Source organism: Sphingopyxis sp. 550A, from assembly GCF_053569535.1.
Window position 1 is genome coordinate 189353 of sequence record NZ_CM131615.1, and the last position, 13148, is coordinate 202500.

A 13148-nucleotide genomic window follows, 5' to 3' on the forward strand; every position below is an offset into this window, starting at 1 on the left:
AACAAGGCGCAATGAGCAAGAGCGACGATGACAGCCTCCGCCCCGCGACGAAACTGGTGCAGGGCGGGCGGCGGCCCGAATGGACGGGCGACCCGCGGCTCGGCGGCGGGGTCGTCAATCCGCCGGTGTGGCGTGCCTCGACGATCCTTTACGACAGCATCGCCGACCTCAAGGTGCGGGGCCACGCGACGCATGACAAGCTTTATTATGGCCGGCGCGGAACGCCGACGGTCTGGGCGCTCGCCGATGCGCTGACCGGGATGGAGCCGGGGGCCGACGGTACCTTGCTTTACCCGTCGGGAGTCGCGGCGATTTCGGCGGGGCTGCTCGCGCTGCTGTCGCCCGGCGACCATCTGCTGATGGTCGACAGCGCCTATGAGCCGACACGCGCCTTCTGCAACGGCATGCTCGCGCGGATGGGGGTGCGGACGACCTTCTACGATCCGCTGATCGGTGCCGGCATCGCCGATCTGATCGAGCCCGAAACGAAGCTGATCTTCCTCGAATCGCCGGGCAGCCTGACCTTCGAGGTGCAGGACATCCCCTCGATCACCGCCATCGCGCGCGGGCGTGGCGTGCTGACGATGCTCGACAATACCTGGGCGACACCCTTGCTCTTTCCCGCGCTCGCGCACGGCGTCGACGTGACGATGATGAGCCTCACCAAATATGTCGGCGGGCACAGCGACGCGATGATGGGCAGCCTGACCGCCACGAAGGCGGTGTGGCCGAAGCTGCGTCATGCGACCTATCAGCTCGGTCAGGCGGTCTCGCCCGACGATTGCGCGCTGATCCTGCGCGGCCTCAGGACGCTCGACGTGCGGCTGGCGCGGCACGGCGAGAACGGTCTTGCGGTCGCGACCTGGCTCGCCGGCCGCGCCGAGGTCGGGCGCGTGCTGCATCCGGGGCTGCCCGGCGATCCGGGCCACGCCCTCTGGTCGCGCGACTTTTCGGGGACCAGCGGCCTGTTCGGCTTCACGCTGAAGGGCGCCGACGACGCGGCGCGCGCGCGCTTCATCGACGCGCTCGCGCATTTCGGCATCGGCTTCAGCTGGGGCGGCTATGAAAGCCTCGCCGTGCCGGGCGATCCGCAGACGATCCGCACCGCGACGCGCTGGACCGATCTCGATGCGCTCGTCCGCCTGTCGATCGGGCTCGAGGATCCCGCCGATTTGATCGCCGACCTCGAACGCGGCTTCGCGGCGCTATGAGCGCCAAGGAAAGCCTGCGCGACAGCGTCGGCCGCGTCGTCGAGGCGATGCAGGCGATCGGGCTCGACGTCGGCTCCTACCGACTGTCGCTCTATGGGCTGGTCTCGGCGATCATCGTCGCGGTGCTGCTGTGGGTCGCGGTCAAGCTCGTGATGCGCGCGATCAAATGGCTGCTGCGCCGCAACACCCAGATCGACCAGGCGCAGCGGCTGCTCACTGAAAAGCTCATCGCGATCGCGCTCTTTTCCTTCGCATTGCTGCTCGGCATCGACCTGCTCGGCATCGACCTGACGACGCTTGCGGTCTTTTCGGGCGCGGCGGGGCTCGCGATCGGCTTTGGCTTGCAAAAGACGGTCGGCAATCTGATCGCGGGGATCATCCTGCTGATGGACCGCTCGATCCAGCCCGGCGACGTGATCGTCGTCGGCGACGCCGCATCGATGGGCAGCGGGCCGCTGCCCGGCGGCGTGCCCAATGTCGGGCGGGTCGCGAAGATCGGCGTGCGCGCGGTCAACGTCGTCACCCGCGACGGCAAGAAGCATCTGATCCCGAACGAACTGCTGATGACCCAGCCGGTCGAGAATTGGAGCTATTCGAGCCGCGACGTGCGGGTACGGATGCGCATTCCGGTCGCCTATGAATGCGATCTGCACGCGGCGCAGGCGATCATCGTCGAGGTTGCGAAGGCCAATCCGCGCATTCTCGCCGATCCCGAGCCGGTGGTATGGATCACCGCCTTCAGCGAACGCGCGGTCGAGCATGAGCTGCGCTACTGGATTTCGGACCCCGAATCGGGGCTCGGCAATATCCAGGGCGAGGTGTTCCTCGGGATATGGGAACGTTTCAAGGCGGCGGGAATCCGCATCCCCTATCCGCGGCAGGATCTGCGGCTGGTCGAGCAATAGGCGTCATCCCAGCGGAAGCCGGGATCGCAGGCGTTCCTTCAGAACGATAGCAGCCCCAGCTTTCGCTGGGGCGACGCTTTTCCTCAAGCCCCGTGCGCCTTGGCGCGTTCGATCCCGTCGAGAATGATCTGCTTCGCCTCGTCGACGTCGCCCCAGCCGCCGAGCTTGACCCATTTGCCCGGCTCGAGGTCCTTGTAGTGGGCAAAGAAATGCTCGATCTGCTGGAGCACGATCTCGGGCATATCCTTGTAGGTCTTGACCTTGTCGTAATAGGGGAAGGTCGCGCTGACGGGAACGCAGAGCAATTTTTCGTCGCCGCCGGCATTATCCTCCATCTTGAGCACGCCGATCGGGCGGCACTTGACCACCGCGCCTGCGACCACCGAGGTGCGCGCGACGACGAGCGCGTCGAGCGGGTCGCCGTCGTCGCCCAGCGTGTGCGGGATGAAGCCGTAATTGGCGGGATAGCGCATCGGGGTGTGGAGGAAGCGGTCGACGAACAGCGCGCCCGACGCCTTGTCGAATTCATATTTCACCGGCTCGCCGCCGATCGGTACTTCGATCAGCACGTTCAGGCTGTCGGGCGGGCTGTCGCCCGCGGGGATCAGGTCGATGCGCATGGGAGATGTCCTTTTGTATTTTTGGAATCGCGCGCGCCTTTAGCGCCGGATAGCGCGGAAAGTCGAGGGGGTGGGGCGGTTATCTTTGCGCGTCATTGCTTCGCTTCGCTCGCAATGACGGCAGGAACGAGATCGGGACATCCCGTTTTATTTCCTGTTGCCGCTCAAAGCGCCCGTTTCGACGCGAGCAGGCGGTCGAACCAGTCGGGTCCGGCGCCGGCCTTTTCGAGGTGCGGCCAGCGCAGCCCGCCATGATAGTCGATGTCGATCGTCCGATAGCGCCCGCCGCGCTCGACGAGCAGGCTCACCGGGGTCTTGCCGTCGGTCGCGGCGCGGATCGCGGCTTCCATGCGGTCCTTGGCATAGGCGACGCCGTCGACCGCGACGATCTTCGTGCCGTTGACGATATCGGCGCGGAAGGCGGGACCATCCCACAGGATGCTGCCCGCGACGCCGTCCTTGTCAATCACCATGCCGAGCGAGTGGGTGAGGTCGTAATTTTTCGCGCGCGCCATGCGGCCGCGGTCATAGGCGTTCGGCGTGTCGCGCCAGACGAGGCGATAGCCCGCGCGCTCGATCCCCGCGACCGGCGCGGGCTGGCCGGGAAGCTGCATATGCTCGTGCAGGAATTTCGCCCAGTCATAAGGGTGGACGGCGTTCAGCGCTGCGACGACATCGTCGAAGTCATAGGTGACCTCGCCCCAGTCGCCGGTCTTGCCGCCGAAAAAGCTCCTCGCGAAATCGTCGAGGCTTTTCCGGTCGTTCGTCGCCTGGCGGATGATCATGTCCGCCTCCAGCCACATCAGCGAGCCCTCGTTGTAATAATCCTCGGTACGCGTCGCGCTGGGGAAGGGACGCGGCTTGCGCGCCGCGATCACGGGGTCGAGCGTCGTATCCTCGACCGAGCGCCAGTCGCGGCCCGGCTGGACGCTGTAAAAGGCGGCGTTGGTCGCCCATTCGGACAGGATCATGTCCTTCGACTGCATCCCCGAGCGGCCCGCGAGGACGAGATCCCAGAAACTCGTCTGTCCTTCATAGACCCAGAGGAGATTGCCCTGCATCGGCGTGCGGAAGTCGGGGGTCCAGAGCTTGGCAGGGCGGCGGTATTTGCCGTTCCAGCTATGGGTGAATTCGTGCGGCAACAGGCCGCGCAGCGTTTCGCCGTCGTCCCATTTGATGAAATAATCGGGGCTGCTGCTGTTCTCGCTGCTGCGATGATGTTCGAGCCCGATGCCGCCGAGCTCGTCGGTCAGCGCGAGCAGGAATTCGTAGCGGTCGAAATGGCGGGTGCCGAACAGCGCCACCGCCTCCGCCACCATCGCGGCGTGGCGCGCGATCTGGTCGGGCTTGGCGCCCAGATATTGGGCCTCGTCGGCGACGACGTTCAGCGTGACATTCTGCCCCAGATCCCATTTGCGATAATAGCGGCCCGCGAACATCGGGCTGTCGACCAGCGTCTCGTAGCTCGTCGGCGCGTAGCTGTAGCGATTGCCCGAGATTTTGAGGCCGTCGAGCGCGGCCGCGCCGGTCCAGCCGTCGGGCAGCGTCACGTCGAGCTGCACCGGAATGTCGCGGGTGAAATATCCTGCGGGATAGAGGCTCACCTGCTCCCATTGCAGGTTCATCATCGCCGGGGTGACGACGACGCGGCCTTCGCTGGTCCGCGTCGGCGACAGGAAGTCGAAGGCGACATCGATGCTCCTGGTGCCTGCGGGCACATCGATGTCGAAGGCATAGACATCGGCCGGTTGACGCGTCCAGATGAGCGGCTTGCCGTCCGCGCTCGCCTTGAAGCCCGCGATCTCGGCGATCGCGCCGCGCGGCGCGTGCTTGCCGGGCAGCCATTGCGGATAGAGCAGGGTGAGCTTCCCCGCTTTCGCGACCGGAATTGTCTGCCGGACGCGGAAGATGCCGCGCATATAATCGGTGGCGTCGACCTTGAGCAGCATCGTCCCCGGCCAGGGCTTGTCGGCGGGCAGCGGAATGACGTGCGGCTGAATCACCGGCTGCGGACGGCTGTTGCCGTCCTCTGCGTGCGCAGGGGTGGTGAGAGCGACGAGAGCGGCTGCGATCAAGCGTGTCTTTTTCATGATGGCTCTCTGCCGGGAAACGCTCTTTTCTACAACCTTCTCCCCTTGCGGGAGAAGGATACGCAGCCATGGCGCGAAGCGCCTAGGCGCAGTTGGATGAGGGGTTGCGGTCGCTCAGCGACCGCGCGAGCCAGTGGCTCGCAACCCCTCACCCAGCTCCGACTAGGCAGCAAGCTGCCAAGTCTTCGCATCCCTCTCCCGCAAGGGGAGAGGGGGCTTTGCGCAATATGCAAAATCGACTAGACGCCGCCGCCATGAGCAAGGACAAATCCGCCAAAATCCCGACGCCGCAGCCGGTGCGCGGCACTCAGGACATGCTCGGCGATTTCGCCGACCGCTTCGGCCATGTCGTCGATGCGTTCGACCGGGTGCGCCGCCTTTATGGCTTCAAGCGGGTCGAGGTGCCGGTGATCGAGCCGACCGCGGTGTTCGCGCGCTCGCTGGGTGAAACGACCGACGTCGTATCGAAGGAAATGTATTCGTTCGAGGATCGCGGCGGCGAATCGATCACGCTGCGCCCCGAATTCACCGCGGGGATCGCGCGCGCCTACATCAGCAATGGCTGGCAGCAGTTCGCGCCGCTCAAAGTGGCGACGCACGGCCCGCTGTTCCGCTACGAGCGGCCGCAGAAGGGGCGCTATCGCCAGTTCCACCAGCTCGACGCCGAAATCATCGGCAGCGACAGCCCGCTCACCGACGCCGAACTGCTGATCTTCGCCGACCAGCTTTTGAAGGAGCTGGGCGTCACCGAGGGCGTGACCTTAACGCTCAACACGCTCGGCGATGCGGACAGCCGCGAGGCGTGGCGCACGGCGCTGGTCGAGCATTTCATGGGCCATCGCGCGAGCCTCAGCGAGGACAGCCTCGCGCGGCTCGACAAGAATCCGCTGCGCATCCTCGACAGCAAGGATGCGCAGGATCGCCCGGTCGCCGACAGCGCGCCCGACATCGACGCCTATCTGACGAGCGAAGCGCAGGATTTCTTCGGTGCGGTGACCGCCGGGCTCGACGCGGCGGGGGTTGCGTGGGAGCGCAACGCGCGGCTGGTGCGCGGGCTCGACTATTATCGCCACACCGCGTTCGAATTCGTCACCGACCGGCTCGGCGCGCAGGGCACGGTGCTCGGCGGCGGGCGCTACGACGGGCTGATCGAGACTCTGGGCGGGCCGCCGACCCCGGCGGTCGGCTGGGCGGCAGGGATCGAGCGGCTGGCGATGCTGCTGGCCGACGATGTGATCGACACCCGGCTCGACGCGGTGATCGCGGTCGAGGACGACGGCCAGCTTGCGCGCGCGATGCGGACGCTCGCCGATCTGCGCGCCGCGGGATTTGCCACCGAGATCGTCGCGACCGGCTCGCCGCGTAAACGCTTCGACAAGGCGGCGAAGATTCCGGCGTACGCACTGGTCTCGGTCGGCACCCGCGACGGCGCGGCGCATATCAACGTGCGCGGCGACGGCGAGCGGGCGAAAGAGGTCGAGACGATCGTTCGCGATGTGGAAAAGGACTGATGCCTTATTCTTCGTCATCCCCGCGAAGGCGGGGATTCAGCTTTTCGACGTTGATGATCAGCCGGCGCCCCAGCTGGATTCCCGCCTTCGCGGGAATGACGAGGTTGGGGATGTGACGTGACCTCCGTCTCAGAAAAACAGATCGATGCGATCATCGAGCGCCACGCCGCTTTGCAGGCGCGGATGGCGACGGGCGATATGGCGCCCGCGGATTTCGTCGCGGCGTCGAAGGAGTTCGCCGAGCTCGAACCCGTCGCGAAAGCCGCCGGGGAAGTGACGCGGTTGCGCGGCGAACTCGTATCGCTCACCGAAATGCTCGCCGATCCCGAAATGAAGGCGATGGCCGCTGAGGAATTACTTGCGGTCGAGGGCGCCTTGCCCGCCGCCGAGCACGACCTCGCGATCAAGCTGCTCCCGAAGGACGTCGCCGACGAGCGCGCCGCGATGCTCGAAATCCGCGCCGGCACCGGCGGCGACGAGGCGGCGCTGTTCGCGGGCGACCTGCTCCGCATGTACAGCCGCTATGCCGATGCGCAGGGCTGGAAGGTCGAGGTCATCTCGGCGAACGAGGCCGAGGTCGGTGGTTACAAGGAAGTCGTCGCCAGCGTCGCGGGGCAGGGCGTATTCGCGAAATTGAAGTTCGAAAGCGGCGTTCATCGCGTCCAGCGCGTCCCCGTCACCGAAAGCGGCGGTCGCATCCACACCAGCGCCGCGACCGTCGCAGTGCTGCCCGAGGCCGAGGAGGTCGATGTCGCGATCGACGAACGCGACCTCAAGATCGATATCTACCGCTCGTCGGGCGCGGGCGGCCAGCATGTCAACACCACCGATTCGGCGATCCGCATCACCCATATCCCGACCGGCCTCGTCGTGATCCAGCAGGACCAGCGCAGCCAGCACAAGAACCGCGCCAAGGCGATGCAGGTGCTGCGCGCGCGGCTCTATGACCTCGAACGCGCGCGCGTCCACGATGCCGAGGCGTCGGCGCGCAAGTCGATGGTCGGGTCGGGCGATCGCTCCGAACGCATCCGCACCTATAATTTCCCGCAGGGCCGGGTGACCGATCACCGCATCAACCTGACCCTCCACCGCCTGCCCGAGATTTTGGAAGGGCAGATGGACGAACTGATCGACGCGCTGATCGCCGAGGATCAGGCGCAGCGGCTGGCGGGGCTGGGCGATGGCTAGCCGCGAAGGAGATATCGGCGACAATCTCCGCACCGCGACCAGCCTTCTGTCGGCAACCAGCGATACCCCGAGGCTCGATGCCGAATTACTGATGGCGCACGCGCTGGGGATCGAGCGGCAGGCGCTCCTGCTCGATCCGGCGCGCCATGCGGTGCCCGAAATCTATGCCCACCTCGTCGCGCGGCGCATGGCGAACGAGCCGATCGCCTATATCGTCGGCTATCGCGATTTCTGGACGATTCGCGTCGAGGTCGGCCCCGGCATGCTGATTCCGCGCCCCGACAGCGAGGCGCTGATCGAGGCCTGCCTCGATATCCACCGTGAAAGGGGCGGCGGCTGGCCGCGCCGGATTCTCGATCTCGGAACCGGGCCGGGCACGCTGCTGCTCGCGGCGCTCAGCGAGTTTCCCGATGCGACGGGGCTTGGCGTCGATGCGTCGGAATATGCGCTCGCTTACGCCCGCGACAATGCCGAAGGGCTTGGCCTCGCCGACCGCGCCGCCTTCTTGTCGGGCGATTGGGGCAGGGGGGTGGAGGGGCCGTTCGACCTCATTCTCTGCAATCCGCCCTATATTGCCGGGACCGAAACGCTGATGCCCGACGTCGCCGATCACGAGCCGGCCGAAGCCTTGTTCGCCGGAGCCGACGGGCTCGACGATTACCGCCGGATTATCCCCGATCTGCCGCGGCTCCTGACGACGGATGGCATGGCGGTCCTTGAAATCGGGCACCGGCAACGCATATCGGTAACCGAGCTTGCCGAAGCAGCGGGATTCGCCGTCCGGTGCCGACAGGATCTGGGCGGCCGAGACAGGGCGCTTTTGCTGACCCGCGCCTGACAGACCCGCACAATTATTCGCTTGGTTTCCGCCGCAAAGCGCTGTAGGGGCGGGCTCACAGACCCGGCACGGTTCCCTCGACGGTCCGGCTGGTCTGTTTCCCACTTACGATGCTGGTGCGGGACCGTGGGGTCCGGCGCAAGCGGTAAAGGGCAAGAACCGCGCGGATAGCGCGGGCGCGACGCGCAAATGGCGCAGTCGGCCAAAAGGGGTTGGCGTAGCTTATTAGCTTATCAGGATGTCTCAGTTGAACATGAACAACCGACAGAGCGGTCGCCGTCGCGGCCGCAACAACAACGGCAGCAACAATAATCGCTCGCAGTCGGGCGGCCGTGGCGGTGCCGACCAGGCCAATCGCATCGACAGCCGCGCGCGCGGAAACGCCGCCCAGATGATCGAGAAGTACCGCAATCTTGCGCGCGACGCGCAGCTTTCGGGCGATCGGGTCCAGACCGAATATTATCTCCAGTTCGCCGACCATTATTTCCGCGTGCTGAGCGACTTCCGCGCTCGCCAGGAAGAAAAGGCCGCAGCGAACGGACAGGAACGCAGCCCCGAGCGCCATCGCGAAATTCGCGGCGTCGAGGATTTCGACGGCCATGACGACAGCGACTTCGAGGCCGACGTCCCCGCCGAACGCGCCGAGAGCGGTCGCGACAATCGTGAGCGGCAGGGCGGTGAGCGCAATGGTGGCGAACGTCAGGGCGGCGAGCGCCGTGACGAGGACGATAATCGCGGCAATCGGCAGCCGCGCGAGCGCGGCAACAACCGCCGTGATCGCGACGAAAACCGTGCCCAGCAGCCCGATGCCGAAGATGGCGGCGAAGCTGCGGCCGAGGAAGCGGCGCCCGCGCCGCGCGCCAATCGCCGCGGTCCGCGCCGCGCCCGCCCGGCCGATGCCGAGGAGGGCAATGCCGGTATCGACACCGCGGTGCTGCCGCCCGCGATCGGGCGTCCCGAACCTGCCCCCGAAGCGAATGCCGCGGAAAGCGCCGATACCGCTGCGGAAGCGCCCGCGCCCAAGCCGCGCCGCACCCGCCGCACGCTGGCGGCGCGCGATACCGGGGTCGAAGCGGCCGAATAAGCCCGCGATTTCGCGCTGGTTTTTGTGAAGAACATGCCATAGCCTCCCCCCGGACAGCCGTTCGGGGGAGCTTTTTATGCGCGCTTTGACAGACACTTGTTTCCTGGCGCTGGCGCTCGCTGCCGGCCCCGCCATGGCGCAGGATCCCGCCGCCGGCAACGCGCAGGGCGATGTTGCCGTCACCATATATAATAACGGCCAGTCGCTGGTGCAGGACGATCGTCAACTCAGCGTCACGCGCGGCCGCAATCGTATCGAATTTCCCGATGTGTCGGCGCGCATCCGGCCCGAGACGGTGACGCTGTCGGGACCGGGACTCGGCATTGTCGAGCAGAATTTCGATTTCGACCTGCTGACCCCCGACAAGCTGATGGACAAGGCGGTCGGCCAGTCGATCACGCTTGTCCGCACCAACCCCGCGACCGGCGCCGAAAAGACCGAGCGCGCGAAGGTGCTCGCGGCGAACGGCGGCATCGTGCTCCAGATCGGCGAGCGGATCGAGGTGCTGCGCGACGACGGCCTGCCGGTGCGCGCGGTGTTCGACCGCCTGCCGCCCAATCTGCGCGCGCGCCCGACATTGTCGGTTACGGTCGATGCCGCCGACGCGGGAACGGTTCCGGCGCGCCTCTCCTATCTGACCCCCAATCTCGGCTGGACCGCCGACTATGTCGCGCTGTTCGACGCCGCGAAGGGCGCAATGGACATTCAGGGCTGGGTGACGCTGACCAACAGCACCGGCACGACCTTCACCAATGCGCGCACCTTGCTTGTGGCGGGCAATCCGGGCGGGGGCGGCGGTTTCCGCCAGCTCGACGGCGCGATGGATTCGGCGGGGACCGAGAGCAATGATCGCGAGCGGCTCGGCGATTACTATCTCTATCCGCTCGCCGAGCGGACGACGATCGCCAATGCGCAGCAGAAGCAGGTGAGCTTCCTCGACGTGAAGGGCGCGCCCGCGCGCTCGACCTATGAATTCGTCAACAACTGGCTCGGCAGCAGCACCGAACCCGTCAGCACCGCGAGCGTGTTGCGCTTCTCGACCTCGAAGCAGGGCGGGCTCGGCGACCAGCTCCCGGCGGGGACGATTCGCGTTTATATGCGCGACGCGCGGGGCGATCCGCAATTCATCGGCGAGAACAGCATCGGCCACACGCCGATGGGCTCGGCGATGTCGCTCCGCACGGGCGACGCCTTCGACGTCAAGGTGCAGACGACCGTCGTCTCGCGCACCCGCAAGGGCGATTCGCGCTGGGTGACGAAGATGAAATATGTCGTCAGCAACGCGCGGCCCGAGCCGGTGACCGTGCTCGTTGCACAGGACGGGCTCTATGGCGACGTGCGGATCGCCGACGAAAGCCTGAAGAGCGAACGCGTCTCGGCCGACCGCGTCGAATGGCAGGTGCCGGTGAACGCGAACGGCAAGGCCGAACTGACCGCCACTTTCGACACGCGCTACTGATCGCCCTGGACGTGCGCCTTTTGCAGAAGCTGCCACAGGAAAACCATGTGTCCCCGCGAAGGCGGGGACCCATCACCTGCCGGTTCCATCCTGCACCGACCGGAGATGGGCTCCCGCCTTCGCGGGAGCACGCAGTTTTTTCCATATCGGGAAGCGATTCTCCGTGAAGCGGGGCTGGCCCTTGCCGGCCTGGGCCGCGGCGGCGCTGCTGGCGCCGGTGCCGGCGCTCGCCCAGACCGCTGCGCCCGCGCGGCCGGTTGTCGTCTCGGCGCAGATCGCCGACGTCGCGGTGACCGTCTATCGCGCGCCGAATCGCGGCAGCGGCGGGATCGATCCCAAATGGCCGCAGGGCTTCGCCTTCATTACCGAGACGCGCAAGGTGACGCTTCCGGCCGGCGTGTCGGTGCTGCGCTTCGAGGGGGTGGCCGAAGGGCTGCTTCCCGAGACGGCGGTGGTGAGCGGGCTTCCCGACGGGGTGATCGAGAAGAATCGCGACGCGCGGCTGCTTTCGCCTGCCGGGCTGGTCGACGCCTATCTGAAACGCAGCGTGACGCTGCGGCGCACGAACCGCGCGACGGGCAAGGTCGTTGAGCAGGAGGCGCTGATTCAGGCCGGGCCGACGGGCGGGGTGATCGTCCAGACCGCGAGCGGGTATGAAGCGCTCGGCTGTTCGGGGCTTCCCGAGCGGATGCTCTACGCCCGCGTGCCGAAGGATCTGTCGGCGAAACCGACGCTGTCGGTGCTTGTCGAAAGCAAGGCGGCGCGGACGATGACCATCCAGCTTCTCTATCTGGCCGAGGGGTTCGACTGGGCGGCGAACTATGTCGCCGACCGCGCCGCCGACGGCAAGACATTGGGACTGACCGGCTGGATCACCGTCGCCAACGGCGGCGTGACGAGCTTTCCCAAGGCGCAGATGAACGTGATCGCGGGGCGGCTCAACAAGATGTACAGCCCGCCGCTGCCGCGTAGCACGCCGGGTCCGCTGGTGCTCAAATGCTGGCCGATGGACATCACCAGCACGCACCCGCTGTGGGAACTGCCGCCGATCATCGAGGTTGAGCGGGCCCATGATGAGGAGATGATCGTCACGGCGCAGCGCGTTGACCGCCTTGCTTATCGGGCGGCCCCTGTGGCGGCGCCGGCACCACCACCTCCGCCGCCACCTCCACCCCCGCCGCCGCCCGAGGATCTCGGCGACCTCAAATTCTATCGCATCCCGTTCCGCGTCGACGTGTCGGCGAAGGGACAAAAGCAGGTCGCGCTGCTCGCGAGCGACAAGGTTGCGGTCGAACAGCTTTATGCCGGGACGCTCTATCAAAATTATGGCGGACGCCCGGTTCCGCTGACGATGCGGCTGCGGGTGCAGAATCGCGAATCGGACGGACTCGGTTTCGCGCTGCCCGCGGGCATGGCGACGGTGTTCGAGACGGTCGGCGGACGTCGGCTGCTCGTTGGCGAGGCGAAGATCGGGGACAAGGCGAAGGACGAGCGCGTCGATTACGACATCGCAGCCAGCCCTGCTGTGCAGATGCAGACCGCCGTGCAGGTCGATCCCGACGACAAGGCACGCCGGCTGTGGCAGGTCACGCTGACCAACGCCCGGCCCTTCGACGCCGAGGTCGAGATGCTGATCCCCCTGCGCATCGACCCTGAGCCCGAGGGATGGGAGCGGCGCGGCGATTCGTGGGTGTGGCGCGTTCGCGTTCCGGCGAACGACAGGATTGTTCAGACGTTTCGCGTGAAATAGCCGTCAGGTGGGCGGTAGCGGCCGCGGGCGGTGATTCGCGTCGAGCGCGACGAAGGTGAAGACGCCCTCGGTCACTTTCACCTCATTCTCGCCGCGGTCGCGGGTCGCGACGACTTCGAGTCGAATCGCGAGCGACGTGCGGCCGCGCCGTTCGATATGCGCGTAAATGGAAATGATATCGCGCAGCAGGATCGGCGCGATGAATTCCATCGTCTCGATCGCGACCGTCGCGACGGCGCCCTGCGCCTCGCGCCCCGCGACGATGCCGCCGGCGATGTCCATCTGGCTCAGCACCCAGCCGCCGAAGATATGGCCGTTGGCGTTGATGTCGGCGGGGCGGGGGACGACGCGCAAAATCGGGTCGCGCGGGGGCGAATCGACGGCCCTATCGGTCATGATTCATGTCCGGATCGTCTGCGAACGGGTCTTCGATCGCCTCGTCGTGGCCGCTGCCGCTCGACAGAAAGACGAGCCCCATCAGCGCGGCGCCGA

12 protein-coding genes (1 of these 12 cut by a window edge) are annotated in these 13148 nt (G+C 66.5%); 8 read left to right on the forward strand and 4 right to left on the reverse strand.

The genetic code is table 11. The annotated features are described in order from the left end of the window. Positions 1-11: 11 nt before the first annotated feature. Both metC and ACVENA_RS00835 read left to right on the forward strand, forming a co-directional pair. Positions 12-1211: a cystathionine beta-lyase gene (gene metC / locus ACVENA_RS00830; protein WP_449327250.1), complete on the forward strand. Its 1200-nt coding sequence runs from the start codon at positions 12-14 to the stop codon at positions 1209-1211. Next, positions 1208-2116 carry a mechanosensitive ion channel family protein gene (locus tag ACVENA_RS00835; RefSeq protein WP_449327251.1) on the forward strand — a complete coding sequence of 303 codons (909 nt, stop codon included), beginning with the start codon at positions 1208-1210 and terminating at the stop codon, positions 2114-2116. Before metC ends, ACVENA_RS00835 begins: the two co-directional genes overlap by 4 nt. Before the next feature lie 83 nt (positions 2117-2199). Here ACVENA_RS00835 and ppa read toward each other — a convergent pair whose 3' ends face one another. Together ppa and ACVENA_RS00845 are read right to left on the reverse strand one after the other, a co-directional pair. Continuing rightward, positions 2200-2736 (reverse strand): inorganic diphosphatase, encoded by a 537-nt coding sequence (gene ppa / locus ACVENA_RS00840; protein ID WP_449327252.1) that lies wholly within the window; start codon positions 2734-2736, stop codon positions 2200-2202. A 164-nt stretch (positions 2737-2900) separates the two neighbouring features. Beyond that, a complete protein-coding gene (locus ACVENA_RS00845) occupies positions 2901-4826 on the reverse strand; it encodes a M61 family metallopeptidase (protein ID WP_449327253.1) in 1926 nt (641 codons plus the stop codon). 254 nt (positions 4827-5080) lie between these two features. On the opposite strand from ACVENA_RS00845, the gene hisS reads away from it, so the two are divergent. From hisS to ACVENA_RS00875, 6 genes are all read left to right on the forward strand, one after another. Beyond that, entirely contained in the window at positions 5081-6337 is a 1257-nt protein-coding gene (gene hisS / locus ACVENA_RS00850; protein WP_449327254.1) for a histidine--tRNA ligase, read from the forward strand. A 117-nt stretch (positions 6338-6454) separates the two neighbouring features. Next, positions 6455-7525 (forward strand): peptide chain release factor 1, encoded by a 1071-nt coding sequence (prfA, locus tag ACVENA_RS00855; RefSeq protein WP_449327255.1) that lies wholly within the window; start codon positions 6455-6457, stop codon positions 7523-7525. Further along, a complete protein-coding gene (gene prmC, locus ACVENA_RS00860) occupies positions 7518-8363 on the forward strand; it encodes a peptide chain release factor N(5)-glutamine methyltransferase (protein WP_449327256.1) in 846 nt (281 codons plus the stop codon). The genes prfA and prmC overlap by 8 nt, the downstream gene beginning before the upstream one ends. Positions 8364-8616: 253 nt before the next feature. Next, positions 8617-9447 carry a DUF4167 domain-containing protein gene (locus tag ACVENA_RS00865; RefSeq protein ID WP_449328991.1) on the forward strand — a complete coding sequence of 277 codons (831 nt, stop codon included), beginning with the start codon at positions 8617-8619 and terminating at the stop codon, positions 9445-9447. A 76-nt stretch (positions 9448-9523) separates the two neighbouring features. Further along, on the forward strand, positions 9524-10906 hold the full coding sequence (locus ACVENA_RS00870; RefSeq protein ID WP_449327257.1) for a DUF4139 domain-containing protein: 1383 nt from the start codon (positions 9524-9526) through the stop codon (positions 10904-10906). 217 nt (positions 10907-11123) lie between these two features. After that, positions 11124-12656, forward strand: a complete 1533-nt coding sequence (locus ACVENA_RS00875; protein ID WP_449328992.1) for a DUF4139 domain-containing protein — start codon at positions 11124-11126, stop codon at positions 12654-12656. 3 nt (positions 12657-12659) lie between these two features. On the opposite strand, the gene ACVENA_RS00880 is transcribed toward ACVENA_RS00875, so the two are convergent. Beyond that, positions 12660-13052, reverse strand: a complete 393-nt coding sequence (locus ACVENA_RS00880) for an acyl-CoA thioesterase (protein ID WP_449327258.1) — start codon at positions 13050-13052, stop codon at positions 12660-12662. Then, positions 13042-13148, reverse strand: partial view of a hypothetical protein gene (locus tag ACVENA_RS00885; RefSeq protein WP_449327259.1) — the 3' portion only. Its footprint extends 202 nt past the window's final position; only the last 107 of its 309 coding nucleotides appear in the window; the start codon falls outside the window, past its right edge; it ends in the stop codon at positions 13042-13044. Before ACVENA_RS00885 ends, ACVENA_RS00880 begins: the two co-directional genes overlap by 11 nt.

Coding starts and splice junctions, on each gene's coding strand:
- metC (WP_449327250.1), top strand. CDS start 12: ATGAGCAAGAGCGACGATGACAGCCTCCGCCCCGCGACGAAACTGGTG.
- ACVENA_RS00835 (WP_449327251.1), top strand. CDS start 1,208: ATGAGCGCCAAGGAAAGCCTGCGCGACAGCGTCGGCCGCGTCGTCGAG.
- ppa (WP_449327252.1), bottom strand. CDS start 2,736: ATGCGCATCGACCTGATCCCCGCGGGCGACAGCCCGCCCGACAGCCTG.
- ACVENA_RS00845 (WP_449327253.1), bottom strand. CDS start 4,826: ATGAAAAAGACACGCTTGATCGCAGCCGCTCTCGTCGCTCTCACCACC.
- hisS (WP_449327254.1), top strand. CDS start 5,081: ATGAGCAAGGACAAATCCGCCAAAATCCCGACGCCGCAGCCGGTGCGC.
- prmC (WP_449327256.1), top strand. CDS start 7,518: ATGGCTAGCCGCGAAGGAGATATCGGCGACAATCTCCGCACCGCGACC.
- ACVENA_RS00865 (WP_449328991.1), top strand. CDS start 8,617: ATGAACAACCGACAGAGCGGTCGCCGTCGCGGCCGCAACAACAACGGC.
- ACVENA_RS00870 (WP_449327257.1), top strand. CDS start 9,524: ATGCGCGCTTTGACAGACACTTGTTTCCTGGCGCTGGCGCTCGCTGCC.
- ACVENA_RS00880 (WP_449327258.1), bottom strand. CDS start 13,052: ATGACCGATAGGGCCGTCGATTCGCCCCCGCGCGACCCGATTTTGCGC.